At 72.4% G+C, this 25,076-nt stretch carries 22 protein-coding genes and 2 tRNA genes; 15 read left to right on the top strand and 9 right to left on the bottom strand.

Annotated elements, in window-relative coordinates:
• Positions 1-38: 38 nt before the first annotated feature.
• Positions 39-1,637 (top strand): MFS transporter, encoded by a 1,599-nt coding sequence (locus ASG94_RS12760; RefSeq protein ID WP_056926824.1) that lies wholly within the window; start codon positions 39-41, stop codon positions 1,635-1,637.
• Positions 1,638-1,674: 37 nt separating this feature from the next.
• Here ASG94_RS12760 and ASG94_RS12755 read toward each other — a convergent pair.
• A tRNA-Glu gene (locus ASG94_RS12755) sits at positions 1,675-1,750 on the bottom strand.
• Positions 1,751-1,932: 182 nt separating this feature from the next.
• On the opposite strand from ASG94_RS12755, the gene ASG94_RS12750 reads away from it, so the two are divergent.
• From ASG94_RS12750 to ASG94_RS12735, 4 genes are all read left to right on the top strand, one after another.
• A complete protein-coding gene (locus ASG94_RS12750) occupies positions 1,933-2,325 on the top strand; it encodes a response regulator (protein WP_056926823.1) in 393 nt (130 codons plus the stop codon).
• A 374-nt stretch (positions 2,326-2,699) separates the two neighbouring features.
• Positions 2,700-3,689 carry a cytochrome P450 gene (locus tag ASG94_RS12745; RefSeq protein WP_056926822.1) on the top strand — a complete coding sequence of 330 codons (990 nt, stop codon included), beginning with the start codon at positions 2,700-2,702 and terminating at the stop codon, positions 3,687-3,689.
• A gap of 422 nt (positions 3,690-4,111) precedes the next feature.
• Positions 4,112-5,014, top strand: coding sequence for a sensor histidine kinase (locus tag ASG94_RS12740; protein ID WP_056926821.1), 903 nt, complete (start codon positions 4,112-4,114; stop codon positions 5,012-5,014).
• A 49-nt stretch (positions 5,015-5,063) separates the two neighbouring features.
• Positions 5,064-5,137 (top strand) — tRNA-Phe (locus tag ASG94_RS12735).
• 70 nt (positions 5,138-5,207) lie between these two features.
• Here the strand turns inward: ASG94_RS12735 and ASG94_RS12730 are convergent.
• On the bottom strand, positions 5,208-6,062 hold the full coding sequence (locus ASG94_RS12730) for a helix-turn-helix domain-containing GNAT family N-acetyltransferase (protein ID WP_056926820.1): 855 nt from the start codon (positions 6,060-6,062) through the stop codon (positions 5,208-5,210).
• Positions 6,063-6,151: 89 nt separating this feature from the next.
• Here ASG94_RS12730 and ASG94_RS12725 point away from each other — a divergent pair, with 89 nt between their 5' ends.
• Together ASG94_RS12725 and ASG94_RS12720 are read left to right on the top strand one after the other, a co-directional pair.
• On the top strand, positions 6,152-7,507 hold the full coding sequence (locus ASG94_RS12725; RefSeq protein ID WP_056926819.1) for an FAD-dependent oxidoreductase: 1,356 nt from the start codon (positions 6,152-6,154) through the stop codon (positions 7,505-7,507).
• A 10-nt stretch (positions 7,508-7,517) separates the two neighbouring features.
• Positions 7,518-8,756 carry an MFS transporter gene (locus tag ASG94_RS12720; RefSeq protein ID WP_056926818.1) on the top strand — a complete coding sequence of 413 codons (1,239 nt, stop codon included), beginning with the start codon at positions 7,518-7,520 and terminating at the stop codon, positions 8,754-8,756.
• A gap of 8 nt (positions 8,757-8,764) precedes the next feature.
• Here the strand turns inward: ASG94_RS12720 and ASG94_RS12715 are convergent, their stop codons facing one another.
• Positions 8,765-9,847, bottom strand: a complete 1,083-nt coding sequence (locus tag ASG94_RS12715) for an ArsO family NAD(P)H-dependent flavin-containing monooxygenase (protein WP_056926817.1) — start codon at positions 9,845-9,847, stop codon at positions 8,765-8,767.
• Between the two features lie 79 nt (positions 9,848-9,926).
• Here ASG94_RS12715 and ASG94_RS12710 point away from each other — a divergent pair, with 79 nt between their 5' ends.
• The 3 genes from ASG94_RS12710 to ASG94_RS12700 are packed head-to-tail and all read left to right on the top strand — an operon-like array spanning position 9,927 to position 11,859.
• Positions 9,927-10,310 (top strand): ArsR/SmtB family transcription factor, encoded by a 384-nt coding sequence (locus tag ASG94_RS12710; protein ID WP_056926816.1) that lies wholly within the window; start codon positions 9,927-9,929, stop codon positions 10,308-10,310.
• A complete protein-coding gene (arsB, locus tag ASG94_RS12705; protein WP_056926815.1) occupies positions 10,307-11,416 on the top strand; it encodes an ACR3 family arsenite efflux transporter in 1,110 nt (369 codons plus the stop codon). Before ASG94_RS12710 ends, arsB begins: the two co-directional genes overlap by 4 nt.
• Positions 11,413-11,859, top strand: a complete 447-nt coding sequence (locus ASG94_RS12700; protein ID WP_056926814.1) for an arsenate-mycothiol transferase ArsC — start codon at positions 11,413-11,415, stop codon at positions 11,857-11,859. Before arsB ends, ASG94_RS12700 begins: the two co-directional genes overlap by 4 nt.
• Positions 11,860-11,877: 18 nt before the next feature.
• On the opposite strand, the gene ASG94_RS12695 is transcribed toward ASG94_RS12700, so the two are convergent.
• A complete protein-coding gene (locus ASG94_RS12695; protein ID WP_200958110.1) occupies positions 11,878-12,261 on the bottom strand; it encodes a MerR family transcriptional regulator in 384 nt (127 codons plus the stop codon).
• Positions 12,262-12,449: 188 nt separating this feature from the next.
• On the opposite strand from ASG94_RS12695, the gene ASG94_RS12690 reads away from it, so the two are divergent.
• The 4 genes from ASG94_RS12690 (at position 12,450) to ASG94_RS12675 (ending at position 17,857) form a co-directional block, all read left to right on the top strand.
• Positions 12,450-13,958, top strand: a complete 1,509-nt coding sequence (locus ASG94_RS12690) for a SulP family inorganic anion transporter (protein ID WP_056926813.1) — start codon at positions 12,450-12,452, stop codon at positions 13,956-13,958.
• A 106-nt stretch (positions 13,959-14,064) separates the two neighbouring features.
• Positions 14,065-15,291, top strand: coding sequence for a hypothetical protein (locus tag ASG94_RS12685; protein WP_056926812.1), 1,227 nt, complete (start codon positions 14,065-14,067; stop codon positions 15,289-15,291).
• A 41-nt stretch (positions 15,292-15,332) separates the two neighbouring features.
• Positions 15,333-16,679 carry a hypothetical protein gene (locus ASG94_RS12680; RefSeq protein WP_056926811.1) on the top strand — a complete coding sequence of 449 codons (1,347 nt, stop codon included), beginning with the start codon at positions 15,333-15,335 and terminating at the stop codon, positions 16,677-16,679.
• Positions 16,680-16,771: 92 nt separating this feature from the next.
• Complete coding sequence (locus ASG94_RS12675; RefSeq protein ID WP_056927263.1) at positions 16,772-17,857, top strand: Glu/Leu/Phe/Val family dehydrogenase; 1,086 nt, start codon at positions 16,772-16,774, stop codon at positions 17,855-17,857.
• Between the two features lie 242 nt (positions 17,858-18,099).
• On the opposite strand, the gene ASG94_RS12670 is transcribed toward ASG94_RS12675, so the two are convergent.
• Positions 18,100-18,285, bottom strand: coding sequence for a DUF3073 domain-containing protein (locus ASG94_RS12670; RefSeq protein ID WP_056926810.1), 186 nt, complete (start codon positions 18,283-18,285; stop codon positions 18,100-18,102).
• Positions 18,286-18,453: 168 nt separating this feature from the next.
• Between ASG94_RS12670 and ASG94_RS12665 the strand changes: the two genes are divergently transcribed.
• A complete protein-coding gene (locus ASG94_RS12665) occupies positions 18,454-19,461 on the top strand; it encodes an alginate O-acetyltransferase AlgX-related protein (RefSeq protein WP_056926809.1) in 1,008 nt (335 codons plus the stop codon).
• Between the two features lie 13 nt (positions 19,462-19,474).
• Here the strand turns inward: ASG94_RS12665 and purM are convergent, their stop codons facing one another.
• The 4 genes from purM to ASG94_RS12645 are packed head-to-tail and all read right to left on the bottom strand — an operon-like array spanning position 19,475 to position 25,003.
• Positions 19,475-20,581, bottom strand: coding sequence for a phosphoribosylformylglycinamidine cyclo-ligase (purM, locus tag ASG94_RS12660; RefSeq protein WP_156411570.1), 1,107 nt, complete (start codon positions 20,579-20,581; stop codon positions 19,475-19,477).
• Between the two features lie 35 nt (positions 20,582-20,616).
• The gene (gene purF, locus ASG94_RS12655) at positions 20,617-22,146 is read right to left on the bottom strand and encodes an amidophosphoribosyltransferase (protein WP_056926808.1); all 1,530 of its coding nucleotides are present in this window, start codon (positions 22,144-22,146) and stop codon (positions 20,617-20,619) included.
• Between the two features lie 24 nt (positions 22,147-22,170).
• Positions 22,171-22,665 carry a (2Fe-2S)-binding protein gene (locus tag ASG94_RS12650; protein ID WP_056926807.1) on the bottom strand — a complete coding sequence of 165 codons (495 nt, stop codon included), beginning with the start codon at positions 22,663-22,665 and terminating at the stop codon, positions 22,171-22,173.
• A 10-nt stretch (positions 22,666-22,675) separates the two neighbouring features.
• Positions 22,676-25,003 carry a molybdopterin cofactor-binding domain-containing protein gene (locus ASG94_RS12645; protein WP_056926806.1) on the bottom strand — a complete coding sequence of 776 codons (2,328 nt, stop codon included), beginning with the start codon at positions 25,001-25,003 and terminating at the stop codon, positions 22,676-22,678.
• Between the last annotated feature and the right edge of the window lie 73 nt (positions 25,004-25,076).

The raw sequence follows: 25,076 nt of genomic DNA, 5'->3' as shown, positions 1-25,076 counted from the left end.
GCGTTCCGCTGCCGTGACCGACGGATGGGCGGCGTCCCGTGACAGAGCCTGCAGACCTCGACGCGCCCGCGGCGGAGGCGCCCCTGGACGGTCGGCTCGCGCTGCTGCTGTCGATGGCGATGTTCGTGCTGGTGGTGGACACCTCGATCATGAACGTCTCGATCTCCGCGGTCGTCGACGACCTGGGGACGACGGTGAGCGGGGTCCAGTCCGCGATCGCCCTGGAGGCGTTGGTCTCGGCCGCGTTCATCCTGATCGGCAGCAAGGTCGGGGACCTGATCGGCCGCAAGCGCGCCTACGTCCTGGGCCTGTGCGGGTACGCCGTCGGGGCCACGGCGATGACGCTGGCCCAGGGCCTCACCGCGGTGATCATCTTCTGGGCCGTCGTCGGGGGCATCGGCGCCTCGCTGCTGCTGCCGTCCATGCAGTCCCTGATCCACGGCAACTTCCAGGGCGCGGCGCAGAAGAAGGTCTACGCCATGGTGGGCGCCGCGGCGGCGGTCGCCGCCGCCGTCGGACCCCTGCTCGGCGGCTTCATCACCACGTTCCTGTCGTGGCGGGTGGCCTTCGCCCTCGAGGTCGTCGTCATCGCGGCCGTCCTGTCCGGGATCGGGCTCGTCCACGACGTCCCCTACACCGGTCCGCGCTCCGTCGACGTGGTCGGCTCGATCCTGTCCGCGGTCGGCATGGGCGGCCTGGTGATGGGCATCCTGGTGTGGCAGGAGGGCGGCGAGTCCGTGGGCGCACTCCTCCTGCTCGGAGCCGCCGCACTCGCCGGGCTCGTCTTCTGGCTGCGGCACCGCAAGCGCGCCGGCAAGGCGACGCTGCTCGATCCGGACCTGTTCCGCTCGGCCCTGTTCCGGTTCGGCGTCTCCGGCCAGCTCATGCAGCAGATCGCCCTCGGCGGCACCATGATCGTGCTCCCCATCTACCTGCAGATGGTGTTGGAGTACGACGCGATGAAGGCGGGCCTCACGCTCGCGCCGCTCTCGTTGACGATGTTCGGCGTGGCGCTCCTGGCCGGCAGGAGGGCGGGCCGCAGACGTCCGGCCATCGTGATCCGGCGTGGCTTCCTGGCGCTCACGGCCGGCCTGGTGGTGCTCATCCCGATCGTCCCGCGGGCCACCTCCGGCTGGTACCTCGTCATCCCCCTGATGATCGCCGGCAGCGGACTGGGGCTGCTGGTCTCGCAGCTCAACAACTACACGCTGTCACCGATCGAGGAGGAGAGGGTCAGCGAGGCCGCCGGCGTCAACTCGGCAGCGGGCTCCTTCGGACTGTCCTTCGGGCTGGCCTTCGCCGGCGCGATCATGCTCGCGACCCTGGCCGGCGCCTTCACCCAGCTGTCCGACGACAGCACCGTGCTGGACGCCGGACAGCAGGAGCAGGTGGCGAGCGCGCTCGAGGACGACGCGGAGCTGATGACCAACACCCAGCTGGAGGAACAGCTGGTCGGACAGCCCGCGGACGTCCAGGCCGAGATCATCCGCATCAACACCGACGCACGACCCCTCGCCCTCCAGGTCGCGCTGCTGATCCCGATCCTGGCCGGGCTGGGCGGGATCGCGAACTCGTTCCGGATGGCCCGCAAGCCGGATCCGGCCCCGAGCTCCGCGACGGACTCGACCCTCGGCTGAGTGCCGGGGCCGTCACCGTCCCCGGCGTGCGCCGACGTGGCACCCCCAACGGGATTCGAACCCGTGCTACCGCCGTGAAAGGGCGGGGTCCTGGGCCGCTAGACGATGGGGGCCCGCCACCAGCCATACGGCGGAACCGCGCGGTCGGAAGCGTCGTACAGCATAGGGCGCGGTCGCACAGCCCACCGAATCCCGTCCCCCTGCGACGCGACCGCGGTGGGCGTCGCCCGGACCGGTTCGTGGACATCGCGGAACTCGGGAGATGTTGACCCGCCCGGACCGATAGCCTCTGGGCGTGAGCACCGAGTCCGACCCCCTGCGCTTCCTCGTGGTGGACGACACCGAGGACATCCGCGACCTGATGTCGCGGATGGTGGTGCGCCTCGGGCACCTCGCCGACCAGGCCGCCGACGGGGTCGAGGCGGTCGAGGCCCTCACCAGGAACGACTACGACATCATGCTGCTCGACCTCACCATGCCGCGGATGAGCGGCGAGGAGGTCGTGCGCTGGCTGCGCGAGAACCCCGACCGTGGGGTGGGCCTGGACATCGTCATCATCAGCGCCTGGGCCGGCGAGCAGCGCGCCGTGCTGCAGGAGCTGGGGGTCAGCACCGTGCTCCCGAAGCCACTGCGCGGCCAGCAGCTGCGTGACCTCATTGATGACAAGTATGCAAGAACCTCCCCGTAACCCCTTTACGTCGATACCCTTCGGGCAGGGACAGCCGGGAGGGCCGACCCTGAACGGCGTCACACCCCCTGGGACGTCGTCCACCTGAGGAGAGGGAGCACGACCATGATGACCAAGATCAAGCAGGCCCGCGAGGCCAAGCGCGTCGCCAACCAGATGACCGCCATGTACGGCTGGCGTCCGAGCGGCCCGGGTCGCTGACCGACCAGCCGCGCGACGGGGCTACGTGCCCCGTCCACCAGATCGAGAGCGCCGAGGCGGCCCCAGGCCGCCTCGGCGCTGTCCTTCGCGCCCCGAGGTCCGCGGGACTGGCAGCACTGGGGCCGCACGGCCCCTGGCTGGCCACCACCTCCGAGCAGTCCAGGCGAGTCCTCATGGACGCGCCAGCATTCGACTTCCCCACCAGCGTCACGCGCAGCACGGACCTGTCGGCCAGCACCGCCGACACCCGCACCGGCCACCACGTCTTCGCCCCCGTGACCCCCGACGAGGTCGAGCGCGGACGGTCCACGTTCGCCGCCGAGTGGGACACCGCGGTGCGAAGCGTGCCCTCGTCCGATGACGGTGGAGCCTCGACCTTCGAGGCCATGGACCTCCTCAGGCGTCCCGTCGCGCGGGCGACCTGCGCGGCGGTCCTCGTCGACCTGGACCCCGACACCCGCGACCGGGTGGCCGACGAGGTGCTGGCCTGGATCGACGCCCTGGCCCCGGTCATCGCCAGCCCGCGCGCCCCACGACGCTGGAGCCGCACCCGGCGCCGCGAGCACCGCGCCCGCGTGGCCCTCGAGCAGTCCCTGGCGGACGTCCTCCCCGGGTGCGGCATCACCGACACCCCGTCGGTCGTCGCGACGATGCTGGCCGCCGGGATCCAGGTGCCCATTGCGGCCGGCGCCTGGTTGCTGGTCCACCTAGCGGACCGGACGGACGAGGACTTCGACGCCGATCATGCCGTCTGGGAGAGCCTGCGCCTCACGCCCCCGACCTGGGTGACGGCGAGGATCACCACCGGTCCTGTCGAGGTCGGCGGAATTGCCCTGCCCGCCGCGGCCGTGGTTCTCGTGAGCCCACTTCTGCTCGGGCGCCAGAGAGAGCTCGCGCCCGACGGTCCCGAGGACCTGATGCGCTTCTGCCCGAAGCGCTGGGACCGCGGCGACATGCGTCCGGGAGCCTGGCTGCCGTTCGGTGCCGGTGCGCACGCGTGCCCCGGCCGGACCCTGGGCCTCGCCCTGCTGCGCGACCTCGCAGTCTGGGCGAGACCGCATCGCATGACACTGGCCTCGTCCGTCACAATCGACCAGAGCAGGGGGATACTGCCAAAGCCTGCATCGCTCGCGGTCGAGCTCTGGGAGGGGTCTGACTCATGACCGACGGGTCTGCGCTCCAGTATGTGTCGCAGGATGCCGCGGTGTCGCCGTCCGCAACACGTCTCGCCGCGGCCGTCCTCGACACTGCTACTCCCCTGGACCAGGCGTACGAACAGGTGGCGGCTCACCTGCTCACCTCTTCCCGCGTGGAGTCAGTCACCGCCGCCTTGACGATATTTGCGCCCGCCGACGAGTCGGCCTGGGCACATCTGGGACAGCGCGCCTACCTTCGCGAGTGGTTGCGACCCGGCGCCAAGTGTTCAGTCGCCCCGGCCCCTGGCGCCGGGCCAGAGGCCACCCTCTCCATGCCGTGGGTGTCGCAACACGCTCGCCGCGCCGTCGTCGCGGTACCTGACGCCCACGTCTTGCCACCGGACGCGGAGCAGGACCGGCGGGAGCTCGCCTCGTGCGGTATCCGAAGCATGGTGGTCGGCATCCAGGTGGCCGACGGGGTGGTCTACGGCAGCCTGGCCATGGGAGGCACTGCGCACGGCCCGTGGTCGGACGAGGGTGTTGCGGACTTCCGACTCCTCCACGCAGCCCTGACGTCACGTATCGCCCTCGAGCAGGCCCGCCGCTCCCTCGCGGACGCCGTAGCAGCAGGCGCCCAGACCCGTGAGGCGCAGCAGCACTTCTTCGCCTCGATCGGCCACGAGCTACGCACGCCGCTGACGGCCATCGTCGGCTACACCGAGATGCTGGTGGACGAGGCCGGCCAGAACGAGGCGGACCCCTTCGCCGAGGCCGTCGGCCGCGACGGCCAGGTCATCCTGCGCGCCTGCGAGCAGCTGATGGCCGTCGTCGAGGACCTGCTCAGCGCGGGCCGGACCATGGGCACCGAGGAGAGCCGCGAGGTCCTGGACGTCGGTGCCGCCGTCGAGGACGTCCTGCACTGGCACCGGGCCACCGCGCGCGCCTCCGACGTCACGCTCGGGTGCTCCGTCACATCCGGCCAGACCGTGTGGGCGCACGCCGCGGGCTTCCGGCAGGTGCTGTCCAACCTGATCGGCAACGCCGTCGTCCACAACCCGGGCGGTGCGGTGGAGGTCTCGACCCAGGCGTTGCGCGGCGAGTCGGGCGAGCCCCGGCTCCGGATCATCGTCCGGGACACGGGCGAGGGCCTCACGGTCGAGCAGCTCCGGGACGTGTTCAACCCGTTCGTCCGGTACGCCCGCGCGGGCGTCAGGGGCACCGGGCTCGGGTTGTCCCTGTCCCGCTCGCTCGCCGAGCGCGACGGCGGGACCGTCGACGCCCACTCGACCCCCGGACGCGGCTCCGCCTTCTGGGTCGAGCTGCCGGTCCGCGAGGCGGACGCCCCCGTCTGACGGCCGATTCCTCGCCGACCGCGGCGCTCATGTAGCATTCCACGCGCTTGGCCAGGTAGCTCAGTTGGTACGAGCGACCGACTGAAAATCGGTAGGTCGGCGGTTCGACCCCGCCCCTGGCCACACGCACGCGAAGCGCCCGGTCACGTCCCGACCGGGCGCTTCGCTGTTCCCCGGTCTCGAGCGCCAGCGCTCAGCACGACTCGCTGCGCCGCTCGAGCAGGACCGTGTCGCGCCACTGCCCGTCGAGCCGGGCGATGCGGGTGCGCACGGCCAGCGTGCGGTAGTCCGCGGAGCGGTGCAACGCCAGGCTGGCGCGGTTCTCCGGGAAGATCGACGTCTGGAGGGTCCACATCCCGCCGGCATCGGCGCCGGTGACCTGCGTGTGCAGGAGCGCCTTGCCGACCCCGCGTCCACGCGCCGACCCGGCGACGTACACCGAGCTCTCCCCCACCCCGGCATAGCACTCGCGCGCGGAGACGGGGCTCACCGCGGTCCAGCCCACGACCTCCCCGTCGACCTCCGCGACCCACGCGAGGCCGGGCAGCCACCGGGCGGCCATCTCGCCGGCCGTGGGCACCGTGGTCTCGAACGTCGCGTTGCGGGTGGCCAGGCCCTCGGCATAGATCGCGAGGACGGCCTCCATGTCGCCGTCGGTCACCGGCCGCGTGGTGACGTCGACCGGCAGGTCCGCGGGGCAGCAGGGCGGGGACGACAGCGTGCCCATCACGACGTCGGCGGCGTGCGGCAGCCCGGTGCAGCAGGCGGCGTTGACCGACACCATGCTCGAGGTCCCGACCTTGTCCACCACCACGAAGCCGACCTTGCGCAGGAGCTGGCAGTGGTGCGAGCAGGTGCTCTGGCTGATGCCGAGGCGCTCGGCCAGGTCGCCGATGCGCATCGCGCCGGCGGACGAGGTGGAGAGCGTGTGCAGGAGGCGCACCCGCGTGGGGTCGGCGAGCACGGCGAACCACTCGGCGTAGCTCTCGGCGTCCGCCCGGTCGAGGCCCGGGGCGGGACGCCGCTCATCGATCGGTGCGGTCGTCATGCCGGCAGACTACCTTGCCTTCATCGATGCAGGTCGATACAGTCACCAATATCGACGCTCGTCGATGAATACCGATCCTGGAGGGCACCATGCAGCATCCCCTGGTCGTCATCGGCGCCGGCCCCATCGGGCTGGCCGCCGCCGCGCACGCCGTCGAGCGCGGCCTGGACGCCGTCGTCCTCGAGGCCGGCCCCGATGCCGGGACTGCCGTGGGCCAGTGGGCGCACGTGCGCCTCTTCTCCTCGTGGGCCGAGCTCGTCGACCCTGCCGCGCGTCGACTCCTCGACGCCGCCGGCACCTGGTCCGCCCCCGACGAGCGTGCCTACCCCACCGGCGGCGAGTGGCGGGAGCGCTACCTCCGCCCGCTGGCGCAGGTCGTCGACGACTCACCGCACGGCACCGTCCTGTACGACGCACGCGTCACGGGAGTCGGACGGGCGGGCCGCGACCTGCTCGTCGACTCCGGTCGCGAGAGCGACGCCTTCGTCGTGCACGTGCAGGGCCGCGGCGGCCACCGCCGGATGCTGGCGAGCGCCGTGGTCGACGCCTCCGGCACCTGGACCACCCCCAACCCGCTCGGCGCCGACGGCTACCCGGCCCCCGGCGAGCGGGAGCACGCCGTACGCATCACCTACGGCATCCCCGACCTCGCCGACCCGGCCGTGGCCGCCCGCTACGCCGGCAAGCACGTCGCCGTGGCCGGTCGGGGCGCGTCCGCCCAGGGCGTGCTCATCGGGCTGGCGAGCCTGGCGCGCCGCGACTCCGCCACCCGGGTGTCCTGGCTGCTGCGACGCCCCAGCGTCGGCGACGCCTTCGGCGGCGGGGACAACGACCAGCTCGAGCAGCGGGGCCGGCTGGGGCAGGACGCCCGCGCGGCGGCCGGCGGCGGCGCGGTCACGCACGTCACCCGGTTCCGCACCGAGGCGGTCGTGGGGCAGCCCGACGGGCGGCTCACCCTGCGGTCCGTGGACGGTGCCGAGGTGACGGACGTCGACGAGGTCATCGTGGTCACCGGCTTCCGGCCGGACGCCTCGTTCCTCTCCGAGGTGCGCCTCGACCTCGACCCCGCCCTCGGCTCGGTGCGTGCCCTGGCCGACCAGATCCATCCCGACCACCACTCGTGCGGCGACGTCGCGCCGCACGGACACCGCGAGCTCACCCAGCCGGAGCCAGGGCTGTTCCTGGTCGGCATGAAGTCCTACGGGCGGGCGCCCTCGTTCCTCGCGATGACCGGCTACGAGCAGGTCCGCTCCGTGGTGGCCGCGCTGGACGGCGACCTCGAGTCCGCCGACCGCGTCGACCTCGTGCTCCCGGAGACGGGGGTCTGCAACGGCGCGGGCGCCTTCGACGCTCCCGACGCCCTCGCGGTCGGAGGCGGGGGTTGCTGCGGCGCGACGGCGTCCGGCCCCGAGCTCGTCACCCTCGGTCGCCGCGCGGGACAGTGACCGCGGGGCGATGACCCTGCCCGACACGGCCTCGCCGCAGTCCGACGCCCTCGACGACGTCGGGCTGCGGCGCGTCGTCACGGTGCTCAGCACCGTGCAGATCGTGTCGTGGGGCTGCCTCTACTACGCCTTCGCCGCGCTCCAGTCCTCGATCACCGCCGACACGGGGTGGTCCGCGATGGCGGTCACGGGCGCCTTCTCGGTCTCGCAGCTCGTCGCGGGCGGGATCGGCCTCTGGGTGGGCCGCCACCTCGACGAGTTCGGCCCACGCCGGGTGATGACCGGCGCCTCCCTGCTCGCCCTGCCCGGCCTCTCCATGGTCGCGCTGGCCGCGGACCTCACCGTCTTCTACGCGGGCTGGGTCGTCACCGGTGCAGCCATGGCCGGCACTCTCTACCCGCCGGCGTTCGCCGCACTGACGCACTGGGGCGGCGTACGACGCGTCCGGGCGCTCACGACCCTCACCCTGGTGGCCGGACTTGCCAGCACGGTCTTCGCGCCCCTCGCCTCAGTCCTCGACGACCTGCTCGGCTGGCGTCAGGCCTACCTCGTCCTCCTCGCCGGCCTGGTGGTCATCACGGTGCCGCTGCACTGGTGGGGACTCGACCACCCGTGGCGGGCCGCCGGCCGCGGCACCCTCTCGGCCCGCCCGGCACCCGCCGTGCCCACCACCGTCCGCAGCGCCCCGTTCGTCCGGCTGGCCCTCGCCAACGCGCTGGTGGCCCTGGCGGTCTTCGCGGTCGTCATCAACCTGGTCCCGATGCTCGTGGAGCAGGGGATGAGCCGCAACGCCGCCGCGCTGGCCCTCGGCCTCGGCGGTGTCGGCCAGGTGGCGGGCCGGCTGGCGTACGCCCGCTTCGCCTCCCGCACCTCCGTCACCTCGCGCGCCGTCCTCGTCGTGGGCGCGGTCGCCGTCGCCACGGCCGCGTTGGCGCTCGCTCCGCCGTCGGCCGGACTGCTGGTGGGCATCGGGATGCTCCTCGGCCTCGCGCGCGGGGTCTACACGCTCGTCCAGGCCACCGCCGTCACCGACCGCTGGGGACCGGGCGCCTACGGCACCCTCAACGGGATCCTCACCGCCCCCGCCCTGCTGGCCTCCGCCATCGCGCCGTTCGCCGGGGCGGCGCTGGCCGCCGGGCTCGGGTCGTACAGCGCCGCGTTCCTCGTGCTCGCGGTCGTCGCCGGCGCCGCGGCGCTGCTGATGCTGGGCGCCACGCCGCGGGCCGCGGCCGGGTCCGGCGGTGGCTGAGGGCCGGGTCAGGGACGCACGGCCCCGACGACCTCCTCCGCGGTGGCCCGGGCGGATCGCCCGACGCCGACCAGGGTCGCCGAGGCCGGCCCCGTCCAGTCGCCGTACCCGACCAGGTGGAGACGCGGCTCGGCGACCGCGCGGGTGCCGCTCGCGCCGTCGACCCGGATCCGCCCACCCTCCTCGCGCGGGACCAGCCCCCGGAGGTGCTGGAGGGCGGGACGGAACCCGGTGCACCAGATGACCGTGTCGGCGTCGAAGGTCGCACCGTCGGGCGACACCACGCCGCCGGCGGTGAGGTGGGAGAACATCGGCCGCGCGACGAGCACGCCGCGGTCACGGGCCTCGCGCACGCTCTCGACCATCACGACGTCGCCGAGTCCACCGACCCCGGGGTGCTGGCGGCCCTCACGCAGCGCCTGGATCCGCGCGGTCGCGGCCGCGAACAGCGCGCGACCGTCCACGTCGTCGGGCAGGAAGCGCGGGGGCCTGCTGGTGAACCACGCCGTCTCGGCGAGCGTCGAGACCTCGGCGAGGACCTGCGCACCCGAGTTCCCGCCCCCGACCACCGCCACGCGCCGGCCCGCGAACTCCTCGGGACGGCGGTACTGGGCCGCGTGCAGCTGGCGCCCGCCGAAGTCCCGCGCACCCGGGTAGACCGGCCAGAAGGGCCGGGTCCACGTACCGGTCGCCGAGACCACCGCCCGGGCTGCGACGTCGAGGCCGTCCGCCCGGACGTGGAGGTGCTCCCCGTCCCGCTCGACCCTGCCGACCCGGTGCGGGCGTCGTACGTCGAGCCCGTAGCGCTCCTCGTAGCGCGTCAGGTAGTCGACCACGTGGTCACGGGGTGGGAATCCCTTGGTCGCGTCGTCCCACGGCGGCATCATCCAGCCCGGCAGCGAGGAGTAGGTCGCGGGCGAGAAGAGCCGGAGGCCTTCCCAGGTGTGCTGCCACGCGCCACCCGGGCGGTCCTCACCGTCGATCACTACGAACTCCCGACCGGGCCGGAGCCCTGCCCGGCGCAGGTAGAACGCGGTGGCCAGGCCGGCCTGCCCTCCGCCCACGACCGCGACGTCGACCGCAAGCTCCATGGCCTCACCGTAGCGACGCCCACTCACGCGACGGTGGACCCGGATTGCGCCACACATCGACGGCTGTCAACATTGACGCATGTCGAACTCCGAGGGCCTCGTCCCCCCGGGCGCGGACCCGCTGACCTGTTGCGTGCCGCTGTCCCGCGAGCCCATCTCCCCCGAGCAGGCCGCCACCGTCGTACCCATGCTCAAGGCGATCGCCGACCCCGCCCGGCTGCGGCTGCTGTCGCTGGTGCTGTCCCACGAGGGCGGGGAGGCGTGCGTCTGCGACCTCCTGCCCCACTTCGACCTCTCGCAGCCGACGATCAGCCACCACCTCAAGGTGCTGCACGAGTCGGGCCTCGTGGACCGCGAGAAGCGCGGCACGTGGGTCTACTACATCGCCCGACCCGAGGCGATGGCCGCGATGGCGGGGCTCTTCACCGCCGACACCGGCGCCCGGACGGCGGTCGACGCATGAGCGACACCGTGCGCGAGCAGCCGTCCGGCGGTGACGACGACGCGGTGCTCCACCGGCTCTCGACCCTGGACCGGTTCCTGCCCGTGTGGATCGGGGTGGCCATGGTCGCCGGGCTGCTGCTCGGTCGCGGGGTCCCCGGCCTTGACGACGCCCTGGCCGCGGTGGAGGTCGGGTCGGTCTCGCTGCCGATCGCGCTCGGGCTCCTGGTGATGATGTACCCCGTCCTGGCCAAGGTCCGGTACGACGAGCTGGGCCACGTCGCGGGTGACCGCCGGCTGCTCGCGACGTCGATCCTCCTCAACTGGGTGCTCGGCCCGGCGCTGATGTTCGCGCTGGCCTGGCTGCTGCTGCCCGACCTGCCGGAGTACCGCACCGGCCTGGTCATCGTCGGCCTCGCCCGGTGCATCGCGATGGTGCTCATCTGGAACGACCTGGCCTGCGGGGACCGCGAGGCGGCGGCGATCCTGGTCGCCATCAACGCGATCTTCCAGGTGCTGGCCTTCGCGCTGCTCGGCTACTTCTACCTCGAGGTGCTGCCCGGCTGGCTGGGCCTGGCGCAGGCCGACCTCGACGTCTCCATGTGGGAGATCGCACGCTCGGTGCTGGTCTTCCTCGGGATCCCGCTGCTCGCCGGCTACCTCACGCGCACGCTCGGCGAGCGGGCCCGGGGGCGCGAGTGGTACGAGGGGACGTTCCTGCCCCGCATCGGTCCCGCGGCGCTGTACGGCCTGCTGTTCACCATCGTGCTGCTCTTCGCGCTGCAGGGCGACACGATCACCAGCGAGCCTCTCGACGTGGCCCGCATCGCGCTGCCCCTGCTCGCCTACTTCGCGCTGATGTGGGGCGGGTCGATGCTGCTGTCCCACGCCCTCGGGTTCGACTACGCCCGCGCCACCGCCGTCTCGTTCACCGCCGCGGGCAACAACTTCGAGCTCGCCATCGCGGTGGCCATCGGCGTCTTCGGCGTCGCGTCCGGCCAGGCGCTGGCCGGCGTCGTCGGTCCGCTCATCGAGGTCCCGGCCCTGGTCGGCCTCGTCTACGTGAGCCTCTGGGCCCGCAGGTTCTTCCGCGACCGCACCCCCACCCCCACAGGAGACGTCCGATGACCACCACCCCCTCGACCCCGCAGGTCGTCTTCGCCTGCGTCCGCAACGGAGGGCGCTCGGTGATCAGCCGCGTGCTGACCGAGCACTACGCCGGCGGTCGGGTCACCGCACTGTCGGCCGGCACCCAGCCGGGCGAGCACATCCACCCCGAGGTGGCACGGGCGCTGGAGGCGCTGGGCCTCGACACCTCCCACGAGGAGCCCACCCTGCTGACCCGCGAGACGATCGCCGCCAGCACGATGGCGATCACCCTCGGCTGCGGCGAGGAGTGCCCCTTCGTTCCCGGCGTGACCTACCGGGACTGGCCGGTGGCCGACCCGGGCGGGCAGGACGACGAGACGGTCCGCACGATCATCGGCGACCTCGACGCGCGGGTGCGCGACCTGCTCACCGAGCTGGTCCCGGACCTCGAGCTGCCTGCCTCCGTGCTCGACGCGGACTGACGCCCACCGGCCGCCTGGTCACCCGAGCCGGTCGCCCAGCAGGTCGATGAACTCGTCGGCCATGGCGAGCTGGCGGACCAGCCGGGCCCGCCGCTCGGCGGCGTCGGCCAGGACGTCGGCCAAGCGGTCACGCTGGTCCTTGCCGACGCCCTCGCCCTCCAGCGCCTCGATGTCGCGCATGACCGCGCTCATCTCCTCGAGGGAGAAGCCGAGGGGCTTCATCCGCCGGATGACCAGGATCCGCTCGACGTCACCCTCGGTGTAGAGCCGGAACCCACCCTCGGAGCGGCCGGACGGTCGGAGCAGGCCGACCTCCTCCCAGTGCCGCAGGCTGCGCAGGGACAGCTCGGTGCGTGCGGCGACCTCGCCGATGTGCATGGCCGGGGTCGGTACGTCGGTCACGGGGGCCTCTCTCGCGGGCGACGATGCCAACCCTCACGTCGCGTGAGGGTATGGTCGGCAGCAGACTTCCGCCGGCGACGACGCCGGCGCGCGCACCCATGATGCGCACCCCTGCCCCACCCGCCAAACCCACTGCCGGCGTGCGCCCTGCCCCCGCGCCGCCGCGCCCGCCGCCCGAACGGAGCCCCGTGACCACCACGTCGTACGACGCCGCCCTGCCCGAGCCCACCGTCCGCACCGCACTGCGCTCGCCGAGGATGCTGCGCACCGAGGTGCTCGCCGGCCTGGTCGTCGCGCTGGCTCTGATCCCCGAGGCCATCTCGTTCTCGATCATCGCCGGGGTCGACCCGCGCGTGGGCCTCTTCGCGTCGTTCACCATGGCGGTCTCCATCGCCTTCCTCGGCGGACGCCCCGCCATGATCTCGGCGGCCACCGGTGCGGTCGCGCTGGTCATCGCCCCGGTGATGCGCGACCACGGGATGGACTACTTCATCGCCACGGTGCTGCTCGCCGGCGTCCTCCAGGTGGTCCTCGGCCTCGTCGGCGTCGCGCGACTGATGCGCTTCATCCCCCGCTCGGTGATGGTCGGCTTCGTCAACGCGCTCGCCATCCTCATCTTCCTGGCCCAGGTGCCGCACCTGGTCGACGTGCCGTGGCTCGTGTACCCGATGGTCGCCGTCGGCATCGCCGTCATCGTCGCGCTGCCCCGGGTCACCCGGGTCGTCCCGGCGCCGCTGGTCGCCATCGTCGCCCTCACGGCCTTCACGCTGCTGGCCGCGATCAACGTGCCCGACGTCGGCGACGAGGGCGAGCTGCCCGACAGCCTCCCCTCGCTCTTCGTGCCGGACGTGCCGTGGACGCTCGACACCCTGCAGGTCATCGCGCCGTACGCGATCGCCATGGCCCTGGTCGGCCTGCTCGAGTCGCTCCTGACGGCCAAGCTCGTCGACGACATCACCGACACCCACTCGGACAAGACGCGAGAGGCGTGGGGGCAGGGCGCCGCCAACGTCATCACCGGGTTCTTCGGCGGGATGGGCGGCTGCGCGATGATCGGCCAGACGATGATCAACGTGAAGGTGTCGGGCGCCCGCACCCGCATCTCCACCTTCCTCGCCGGCGTCTTCCTGCTCATCCTCGTGGTCGGCTTCGGCGACGTCGTCGCCCTCATCCCGATGGCCGCCCTCGTCGCCGTGATGGTCATGGTCTCGGTCGGCACCTTCGACTGGCACTCCGTGCGACCCGCCACCCTGCGCCGGATGCCCCGGTCCGAGACGACCGTCATGGTCGCCACGGTCGCGGTGACCGTCGCCAGCCACAACCTTGCCATCGGGGTCGTCGTCGGCGTCCTGGTCGCGATGACCCTCTTCGCCCGCCGGGTCGCGCACCTCACCGAGACCCACCGCGAGCTGGTCACCCACCCCGACGGCAGCGTCTCGGCCGTCTACCGCGTCACCGGCGAGCTGTTCTTCGCCTCCAGCAACGACCTCTACACGCAGTTCGAGTACGCCGACGACCCCGACCAGGTCGTCATCGACCTGTCGGAGTCCCACGTCTGGGACGCCTCGACGGTGGCCTCCCTCGACGCCATCACCACCAAGTACGAGCGCCAGGGCAAAGCCGTCGAGATCGTCGGCCTCGACAGCTCGAGCGCGGAGCGCCACGAGCGCCTGAGCGGGTCACTGCCCTCTCACTGACGAGGCCGGTTGGGCGCGGCGTCCATTGACACGGTGTGACGGAAACCACAAGACTCCGAGCGCCGGTGTGGGGCCGGCACCGTCCACCCACACCGTCAGGAGAACGATGACTTCCTCGCGCCCCCGCGCGCTCGTGCTGAGCGTGCTCGCCCTGCTGGCCTCCGGCCTCGCCGTCACCACCACCACGGCTCCGGCCGTGGCGGACGGTCCCGGCACCGGCACCCCGTACGTCGTCACCCTCGGCGACTCCTACATCAGCGGGGAGGCCGGCCGCTGGGCCGGCAGCTCCAACGCGTCGTACTCGCGGGCCGACGCGCTCGGCGGGTCGGCGTACTTCGACAACGCCACCAACACCGGTGAGCAGATCAACCGCTGCCACCGCAGCAAGTCCTCGCAGTCCCAGATCGGAGCCGGGACGCTCGGGGTGAACCTCGCCTGCTCGGGGTCGCGCACCTCGACCTTCACCGACTCCAACGGCTACTTCAAGCCGGGCCTGGACTTCTACAACAGCGGCGGCCAGCAGGGCCAGGCGCTGATGCTGCAGAACTTCGCGACGAGCCACAACGTCAAGCTCGTCTCGGTCTCCATCGGCGGCAACGACTTCAACTTCGCCTCCATCGTGCAGACCTGCGTCACCAACTGGCTCACCTCGCCGTCGTGGGCCAAGAACTACTGCAACGACGACTCCTCGGTGACCGGCAACTTCACTGCCTCCGCCGTCGCCGCCCGACGGGCCGCGATCGCCACCGCCCTGCAGAACGTGCGCACGGCGATGCGCAACGCCGGGTACGCCGACAACGCCTGGACGCTGCTGGTCCAGAACTACCCGTCCCCGCTGCCGAGCTCCTCGTCGTTCCGCTACTCCGAGTCCGGCTACTCCCGGATGAGCACGGGTGGCTGCGGCTTCTGGAACCGGGACGCCGACTGGGCCAACAACAGCGCGCTGCCGACCATCAACGGCGCCGTCTTCGGCGGCGCGGCCGACTCCGGGCTCACCAACGTGCGCACCCTCGACCTCTCGTCGGCCTTCAACGGCCGCCGGCTCTGCGAGAACACGGTGGGGCTCTACGAGGAGAAGGGGCTGTCCTCGTGGACCCAGGCAGGGGCGGTCGACCAGACCGAGTGGATCAACCAGATCCGCACGGTCTCGACCTGCTGCGACTCCAGCAACCCGTACTACATCCAGGAGTCGCTGCACCCGAACTACTGGGCGCAGATGGCCACCCGCTCGTGCGTCCGCCAGGCCTGGAACGGCGGCGCGGTGCGCAGCGGCAAGTGCACCATCGCCGGCACCGGGCTCGTCGGCGGCGAGCCGCGCATGTCGCTGGGCTGACACCCGCTCGACGGGGCGGCACCGGCTGCGACAATCGCCCGGTGCTGCCCCGCCTCGAGATCGTGCGCCGCCTGCGCCCGGTCGAGCTGGTCTCCTCCCCGCGCATCAGCACGGTCGAGGGTGGGAGCCACCCGCTGCCGGCCCTCGCGCCGTACGTCGCGGCGACGACGACCCTCGCGTCCCCGACGTCCCGCTCGCACCTCGCCCTGCACGTGGGCGGCACCCGCCTCGGCCTGTCGTACGACGGGTCGGCACTGTCGCTGGTCACGACCCGAGGGCACGACACCCGCGAGCACCGGAGCCGGCGGATGGGCGGGGCCGAGTCGCCGACCGAGCTCGGGCTGACCCTGACCGGCACCCACCTCACGGCGTGGTCGCGCGAGCGGGGACGTTGGGTCGCCCGCGCCCGCCGCGACCTGCGCGACGACCTCGACGTCGGCGTCCTCCACGACGAGGAGGCCCTGGCCTCGTTGACGGTCGAGCTGCCCGACCAGCCGTCGGTGGCCGGCGGCTTCGGCCAGCTCGGCCTGCGCGACCTGCGACTGGTCAGCGAGGCCGACGGCACCCCGGTGCGCGACGAGGGCGACTTGTGGCTGAGCGCCACCTCGGCCGGTCCCGGGTTCTTCGACAGCGCGCACACCAGCCTCTGGCGCCTCTCCCCCGAGACCCTCGAGCTGCGGCACACCGGCGACCTGTACTTCCGCCGCCCCGACCACCCGGGTGCGTACGGCGACCACGCCACCCATGTCGTCCGCGACGGCGACCGGTGGCTGGTGGCGACCAGCACGTGGGGCGACTTCGAGCAGCCGACCACCCGCGCCGACCGGACCGCGCCGTCGCGGCTGCGCGTCACCCTGGCGAGCGTCGACGGCTCGGTGGACCTGTTGCGCGGCGAGCGGGTGCTGGACACCGTCGAGCTGCCGCTGCCCACCGACGGCTTCACCTCGGTCGCCGTCTGGGACCCGCACCTGCTGCGCGACGGCGACCGCTGGCTGGTGGGCTTCGTCAGCGCCAGCCGCTTCTTCCGGTTCCACCCCGCGCTGGCGGCCGGACCCTCCCTCGACGACCTGGCGCTGGTCGCGGCCGCTCCGGATCGGCGGGCCACCGAGGGGACCACCCTGCTGCGGGTCGACGGCGAGCTGCTGGTCCTGGCCAGCGACGGACGGGACGGGCGGCGGGGCGAACGGGCCCGGTTCCCGGTGTTCGGCACCGACCTGGTCGAGCGCGGCGCGCTGGACGCGCCGTACCCGACGAACCTGCCGTGGCCGACGCTCGCCCACGTGGACGGCGGGTGGCTGATGGTCGCCTTCAACGGCGCGCCGGCGGGCGGACGGCTGCTCGGCTACGGCACGCACGGCGACGTCGTGGTCATGCGCGAGCCGGACTAACCTTGGACGTGACGGCGGTCACCACCCATGCGACCGCCATGACCGGGTCGCACCACCCTCGCGACCGCCACGACACATCGAAGGACACCACCATGTCTGGAAATCCCCCTGTCGACGTCTTCGACCTCGGCAGCGAGCACGAGCAGGTCGTCTTCTGCAACGACCGCGCCACCGGCCTCAAGGCCATCGTCGCCATCCACTCCACCGCCCTCGGTCCCGCCCTCGGCGGCACCCGCTTCTACCCCTACGCGAGCACCGACGACGCGATTGAGGACGTCCTCAACCTCTCGCGCGGCATGTCCTACAAGGCGGCGCTCGCCGGCCTGGACCTCGGCGGCGGCAAGGCGGTCATCATCGGTGACCCGGCGACGCTCAAGACCGAGGCGCTGCTGCGCGCCTACGGCCGGTTCGTGCAGTCGCTCGGCGGTCGCTACTACACCGCCTGCGACGTGGGGACATTCTCAGAGGACATGGACGACATCGCGCGCGAGTGCTCCTTCGTCACCGGTCGCACCACCGCCCACGGCGGCGCGGGCGACAGCTCGGTGCTCACGGCGTACGGCGTGTTCCAGGGCATGCGGGCGGCCGCCGAGGTCGTCTGGGGTGCGCCGACCCTCCACGGGCGCACCGTCGGGGTCGCGGGTGTGGGCAAGGTCGGACGACACCTCGTGCGCCACCTCGTCGAGGACGGCGCCTCGGTGGTCATCACCGACGTGCACCAGCCCTCGGTCGACGCGCTCGTCGCCGAGCACGAGGCCGTCACCGCGGTCGCCTCGACCGACGCGCTCGTCGCGAGCCCGCTGGACGTCTACGCCCCCTGCGCGCTCGGTGGCGCCCTCACCGACGAGGTCGTCGAGGTGCTGTCCGCCAAGATCGTGTGCGGCGCCGCCAACAACCAGCTCGCCCACCCCGGGGTCGAGAAGCAGCTCGAGGAGCGCGGGATCCTCTACGCGCCCGACTACTGCGTCAACTCAGGTGGCCTGATCCAGGTCGCCGACGAGCTCGAGGGCTTCTCCTTCGACCGCGCCCAGCAGCGCGCCACGGGCATCTTCGACACGACCAAGGCCGTCTTCGAGCTCGCGGCGTCCGACGGGGTCGCCCCGGCCATCGCGGCCGACCGGCTCGCCGAGCGTCGCATGCGCGACGTGGGTCGGCTGCGCGGCGTCTGGCTCCCCTGACCGAGAGGGCACTTCCTGGCACCTGACAAGCGCCGAGCGGGCACTTCCTGGCACCTGACGAGCGCCGAGCGGTCAGGAAGTGCCCGGTCGCCACGTCTGAGCAGTCAGGAAGTGCCCGTTCGGCGTGATCGAGCGGTCAGGAAGTGCCCGGTCGGCACGTCTGAGCGGTCAGAAACTGCCCGGTCACCGCGCCGAAGCGCGATGAAGTGCCCGGTCAGCCGGCCAGGGACCGGGGAGCGAGGTCAGTCGCGAGACGTCTCGATGACGTCGGACCACTTCTCGAGGACTTCAGGATCCACCTGCTCGTCCACCTTGCCGCTGTCACCGTGAAGCTCACTGGCGAGCGCCCCGAAGTCCGTCTCGTGAGTGCGGTACTTCAGGTCGCGAGCGACCTTCGTCTGCTTGGCTTTGGCTCGGCCGCGCCCCATAGGGTCAGCCCCCTCGCAAATCGGCCGGGGCAACGAAGGCTCCCGGGCTGTCTCAAGAAATTGTCGTGAGGACAACGCTACCTGTTGGGTGGCTGTTCCCGCACGCCGGGGCGGCGTGATTTGGTCACGAAGTCACGAAATCGCCGTGACGTCGGTCAGACTACGCGGGTGCTCCGACGTGCCCGGCTGGTCCTGCTCGTGCTGCTCGCGACGGCTGTGACGGCCTGCGGCGGGTCCGGGGCGGGCAGCGATCCCACGCGGGACCCCACGCCGCGCATGGCGGCGCCCAGCCTGCACACGGCCTCCGGGACGGCCCCCGCAGTGGTCACGGGACGTGACGGCTACCTGTTCTTCGGGGCCGACTTCGACCTGTCCTGCGGGAGCGGGCAGACCTTCGCCCGGGACCTGCGCCAGCTGGGCGAGGTCGCAGCGGCCATCGCCTCGTCGGGGCGCGAGGTCGTCTGGACGGTGGTTCCTGACAAGTCGACCACCCTGGTCGACCGGCTGCCCGCGACCACGCCCCACGACGCCTGCTTCCGCGACAACCAGCGCTGGCAGGAGCACCTGCTCGGTGCGGTCGACGAGGACCACTACGTCGACTCGCTCGCCCTGCTGCGCGAGGCCGACGAGGCCGGTGAGCAGGTCTACTGGCGCGGCGACTCCCACTGGACGTCGTACGGCGCGAGCCTGTGGCTGCAGGAGCTGGTGGACCGGCTCGACCCCGGACTGGCCGAGCGGCTGGTCGTGACCGACGGGACCGCCGAGCGCACGGGTGACCTCTACGTGGAGACCGGGCGCGACGACGTCGAGGAGGCCCGTTCGGCGGCGTTCGCGACCGGGGCTGCGGTCGAGGGCGTGCCGGGCGGCCCGGTGTTCGACCCCGGCCGGGACGAGTGGGGGCCGCTGCAGTGGCGGAGCCGGCCCGCGGAGGGCCTGCACCCCGGTCGCACCCTGGTGATCGGCGACTCCTTCTCCTACGCCGCGATCGACCTGACGATGCCGCTCTTCGAGCGGGGGGACTTCGCGTGGTTCCAGTACTTCGGCGACGACCAGCTGGCGGCCCAGGTGGCGGCCGCCGACACCGTCGTGCTGGAGGTGTCGCAGCGGACGCTGACGCACGCCCAGGTCGCGCAGCAGCCCTTTGCCGACGCGGTCGCGAAGGCCCTGGCGGACTGAGCCGGGGGCCGACTCACCGGCTGCGGTGCTGGCCCTCCAGGGTCACCCGGCCGCCGCGCTCGGCGTCGGCGTGGACCTCGCCCGCGACCCACGCGGGGATGCCGTGGCCGTCGAGCACCGCGATCGCCCGGTCGGCCGAGTCCGCCGGCAGCAGGGCGACCATGCCGACGCCGCAGTTGAGCGTCGCCTCGAGGTCGTCGCGGGAGACGTCGCCGACCTCGGCGACGAGGGAGAAGACCGGCGGGAGCGACCACGTGGCCCGGTCCAGGGTCGCCGCCAGCTCGACGGGCATGACCCGCTCGAGGTTGGCCGCGAGCCCGCCGCCGGTCACGTGCGACATCGCGTGCACCTCGGTCTGGGCGGCGAGGTCCAGGCACGCCTTGGCGTAGATCCGGGTGGGCTCGAGGAGCTCCTCGCCCAGGGTTCGGCCCAGGACGTCGACGTCGCGGTCCAGCGACCAGCCCGGGCCGCCCTCGCCGAGCAGCACGTACCGCACCAGCGAGTAGCCGTTGGAGTGCAGGCCGCTCGACCCCATGGCCAGCACCACGTCACCGGGGCGGACCCGCCCGGGGCCGAGCAGCCGTTCGGCCTCGACCACGCCGGTGGCGGCGCCCGCGACGTCGTACTCGTCGGGGGCGAGGAGCCCGGGGTGCTCGGCGGTCTCGCCGCCGATCAGGGCGCAGCCGGCGACCACGCAGGCGTCGGCGATGCCCTTGACGATCGCGGAGATCCGCTCGGGGACGACCCTGCCGGTCGCGATGTAGTCGGTCATGAAGAGCGGCTCGGCGCCGCAGACGACGAGGTCGTCGACGACCATGCCCACGAGGTCGAAGCCGATCGTGTCGTGGACGTCCATGGCCTGCGCGATCGCGACCTTGGTGCCGACGCCGTCGGTGGAGGTGGCGAGCAGGGGCCGCTCGTACCTGGTGAGTGCCGACGCGTCGAAGAGGCCCGCGAAGCCGCCCAGACCGCCGATCACCTCGGGCCGGGTCGCCCGCGCGACCGAGCCCTTCATCAGCTCGATGGCCAGGTCGGCCGCCTCGATGGAGACGCCGGCGGCGGCGTAGGCCCCCTGCGGTTGGGTGGACGGCACGGGGTGGGTCACGTCGCTGTCGGTCACGTCGCTCCTGCTGCTGGGATGGGTACGGCGAGTGGTCAGGGGTTGTTGAGCACCGGCAGCGCGGCCCGGTCGGGCGCGGGCTCCATGATCCCCTTGCCGAGCCGTTCGGGCTCGGGCAGCGGGATCGGGTAGACGCCGTCGAAGCAGGCGCGGCACAGGTCGTCCTTGGGCACCGAGGTGGCCTCGACGAGGTCCTCGAGATCGATGTAGCCCAGCGAGTCGGCGTCGATCGAGCGGCAGATCTCGTCGGAGGTCAGGCCGTTGGCGATCAGCTCGGCGCGGGTGGCGAAGTCGATGCCGTAGAAGCACGGCCACTTGACCGGAGGGGAGCTGATCCGCACGTGCACCTCGCGGGCGCCCGCCTCCCGCAGCATCCGCACCAGGGCGCGCTGGGTGTTGCCGCGCACGATCGAGTCGTCGACGACCACGAGGCGCTTGCCCTCGATGACGTCGCGCAGCGGGTTGAGCTTGAGCCGGATGCCGAGCTGGCGGATCGTCTGGCTGGGCTGGATGAAGGTGCGCCCGACGTAGGAGTTCTTGACCAGCCCCATGCCGTAGGGGATGCCGGACGCCTCGGCGTACCCGATCGCCGACGGCGTGCCGGACTCGGGCACCGGGATCACCAGGTCGGCGTCGGCGGGGAAGGCCTTGGCGAGCCGGCGGCCGATCTCGACGCGCACGCTGTGCACCCGCTGGCCGGTGATGAGGGTGTCGGGGCGGGCGAGGTAGACGAACTCGAAGAGGCAGTGCTTCGGCGCCGGCTCGGCGAACTGCTGGGTGCGCAGGCCGTCCTCGTCGACGGCGACCATCTCGCCGGGCTCGATCTCGCGGATGAAGGAGGCGCCCACGATGTCGAGGGCGGCGGTCTCCGAGGCGATCACCCAGCCGCGCTCCAGGCGACCGAGGACCAGCGGCCGGATGCCCTGGGGGTCGCGGGCGGCGTACAGGGTGTGCTCGTCCATCCAGATGAACGAGTAGGCGCCCTTGATCTGCGGCAGCAGCTCGGCGGCGCGCTCCTCGACCGTCTGGCCGGGGTGGTGGGCGAGGAGCTGGGTGACGACCGAGGTGTCGTTGGTGGAGGCCGGCGGCATCCGCATCTGGAGGTCGAGGTGCTCGCCGCCCTCCGCGCCGACGACCATCTCGGCCAGCTCGGGGGTGTTGATCAGGTTGCCGTTGTGGGCCAGCGCGATGGAGCCGGTCGCCGTGGGGTGGAAGGTGGGCTGCGCGTTGTGCCAGGTGCTCGCGCCGGTCGTCGAGTAGCGGGAGTGACCGACCGCGACGTGTCCCTTGAGGGACTCCAGCGTCGACTCGTCGAAGACCTGAGAGACCAGGCCCATGTCCTTGTAGACCAGGATCTGGCGCCCGTTGCTGACCGCGATCCCCGCGGACTCCTGGCCGCGGTGCTGCAGCGCGTAGAGCCCGAAGTAGGTGAGCTTGGCGACGTCCTCCCCCGGGGCCCAGACCCCGAAGACGCCACAGGCGTCCTGGGGGCCCTGGTCGTGGGGGTCGATGGCAGCCGTCAGGCGGCCGTCACCGCCCTTGCGCTTGCTCGTCGGCGTGGGCACGCAGGGATTCTACGGGCCCCGGACTCACATCCGCTCGGCCCCGTCCACGATGGCCTCGCGGATGCGGGTGTAGGTGCCGCAGCGGCAGATGTTGCGGATGGTGTCGAGGTCGGCCTCGGTGATCTCACGACCCTCGCGCCGCACCTTCGCAGCGAGCGCCACCGCGGCCATGATCTGGCCGGGCTGGCAGTAGCCGCACTGCGGCACGTCCCGGTCGAGCCACGCCTCCTGCATGGGGTGCAGGCCGTGCTCGCCGCGCTTCTTCTTCGCGACCTGCTTCGGCAGCCCCTCGATCGTGGTGATCTCGTCGTCCGGCTTCAGCTTGCCGACGGGGACCGCGCAGGGGTTGAAGGCCTTGCCGTTGATGTGCGACGTGCAGGCCTTGCAGACGTTGATGCCGCAGCCGTACTTGGGGCCGGTCACGCCGAGGCGGTCGCGGAGCACCCACAGGAGCCGGACGTCGTCGGCGACGTCCACGGTCACGGTCTTGCCGTTGAGGATGAAGGTCTGGCGGGGCATGTGGGTCTCCTCAGGAGGTCAGGTCGAGGCCGTTGCGGGGCGACTGCGGGATCGGCGGGACGTAGGGCTTGGGCTCGAAGGAGAGCTCCTTGTGGTTGATCGGGAAGTACGTCGGGACGGTGCCGGTCGCACGGGCGTAGGCGCAGGCGACCGCTGCGAAGGTCGCAGCGACCCCCGCCTCGCCGGCGCCGCCGGGCTGCTTCTCCGTGGACGGCATCACGACCACCTCGACGGCCGGCGGGGTGTTCCACTGGCGCGTGTAGAAGTAGTTGTCCCAGCTGGCCTCGAGGAAGTGGCCGTCGCGCAGGTGCAGGCTCGAGGTCAGTGCCAGCGCGATGCCGTCGTTGATCCCGCCCTGCATCTGGGCCTCGAGGCCGCGCGGGTTGATCACGAGGCCGACGTCGACGGCGTACGTCACCCTGGTGACCCGCGGCCCGGTGACCGCCTCGCGGATCCTGCGACCCGTCGTCGCGGGGCGGCAGTCGATCTCGACCAGGCAGGCCGAGACGCCCTTGTACTCCTTGTGGATCGCGATGCCCTGCGCCGTGCCGGCCGGCATCCGCTTGCCCCACTCGCCCACCTCGGCGACCTTGTCGAGCACGGCGAGCAGGCGCTCGTTGCGCTGGAACCTGCGGCGGAACTCGTAGGGGTCGAGCCCCATCCTCGCGGCGATCTGGTCGACGACGAGCTCGCTGGCGACGCGGACGTCGGGTGAGTAGATGTTGCGCATCGACCCGGTGTTGAAGCGGCCGTCGGTCTCGACGAGGGTCTGGGTCACCGCGCCGAAGTCGTAGGGCACCTCCTGGGTGAGGGCGAAGATCGTCTCGGCGAAGCCGAGGTTGCCCAGCCCGGCGGGCAGGTCGGCCGCCTTGGCGGTGATGATCTCGCCGAGCCCGTGGCGGAAGTCGGTCTCCACGCACGTGAGCGACTGGTTGAAGGCGAGCACCTCCTGGCCGGCGACCGTGGCCTGGACCCGGCAGGTGCCCATCGGGTGCCCGCGTCCGACGCGCGCGTCGTCGGCCCGGTGCCACATGAGCTTGACCGGCCTGCCCATCGCCTGGGAGATCTCGGCGGCCTCGAGCGCGGCGTCGAAGAACAGCCGGCGCCCGAAGGAGCCGCCGGCAGTGACCACGTTGACCTCCACCTGGTCGACGGACATCCCCAGCTTCTCGGCGATCCGCTCCTGCGCCACCACGGGCGACTTGAGGCCCGCCCAGATGGTCGCCCGGTCGGCCCGCACGTCGGCGATCGCGCTGTTGGTGTCCATCGCGGAGTTGCTGCGGAAGTAGAACGTGAAGTCGCCCTTGATGGTCTGCGCGAGCGGGGTGTCCGGCAGGGCGGGCATCGGCAGCTGGGCCGACCGCAGCCGGCGCAGGATCGTCGCGTCGCTCTCCCCCGCGACGGGTCCGTCGCGCCACTCGACGTCGAGGGCCCGCACGGCGTCGATGCACTGGCCGAAGGTCCTGGCGCGCACGGCGACGCCGAAGCTCACCTGCTGGACGTGGGTCACGCCCGGCATCCGGCGGACGGCTCCCTTGTTGCGGATGCGCACGGGCGTCCCGTTGAGCGTGGGGGCCCGGCAGACCATGGTCGGGAGGGCGCCCTCGACCTGCAGGTCGGTGGTGAAGTCCTTCTGCCCGGTCACGGCCGCCAGGGCGTCGACGCGGTTGGTGGGGGTGCCGACGACGGAGAAGTCGGCCTCGCCCTTCAGCTGGACCTCGACCGCACGGGAGGTGGTGCTGGCCGCCCGGCCGGCCAGCTCGCCGTACGTCACCGACGAGCCGTCCGGGGCGGTGATCACGCCACCCTTGGCGACCAGGGCGGCGACGGTGTCGCCGAGCACGATCGCTGCCGCGTCGAGCAGTGCGGCGCGCGCGACGGCGGCGGCCACGCGGATCGGGGTGTAGGTGGAGATGGTGGTGTTGGAGCCACCGGTCAGCTGGTTGAACAGGAGCTCGGGGCGCGCCGGCGCAAGCGTGACCTCCACCTTCTCCAGCGGCAGGTCGAGCTCCTCGGCGATCAGCATCGCCGTCGAGGTGGTGATGCCCTGGCCGACCTCCATCCGCGGGAGGGCGAAGGTCGCGGTGCCGTCCTCGCGGATGACCACCGTGATCAGGTTGGCCGTGGGCCGCGCCGCGTCGGTGAGCAGGTCGTTGAGGTCGTACAGCTCGGGGACCTGCGGGGGCGTGGGGATCTCGGCGCGCGCGGGCGGCGCCTCGCCCAGGCCGAGGTCGGCGGCCGCGACGAGCGTCGTACCGGCCAGGACGTAGCCGAGGAACGAACGACGGCCGAGGGCGGGCGGGGTGGGCGGTGTGGCGGCAGGGTGCGGAGTGTTCATCGCGGGGGATCACCCGATCCGGTGCAGCCCCGGCAGCCTCCCGGGGCGGAGGTCCCTCCCAGGACCGCCGCCC

Origin of the sequence: Nocardioides sp. Soil805, assembly GCF_001429625.1 — a bacterium.
GTDB lineage: Bacteria > Actinomycetota > Actinomycetes > Propionibacteriales > Nocardioidaceae > Nocardioides.
Note: the sequence above shows the minus strand (reverse complement) of the source record. Positions and strands in the feature narration are given on the sequence as shown.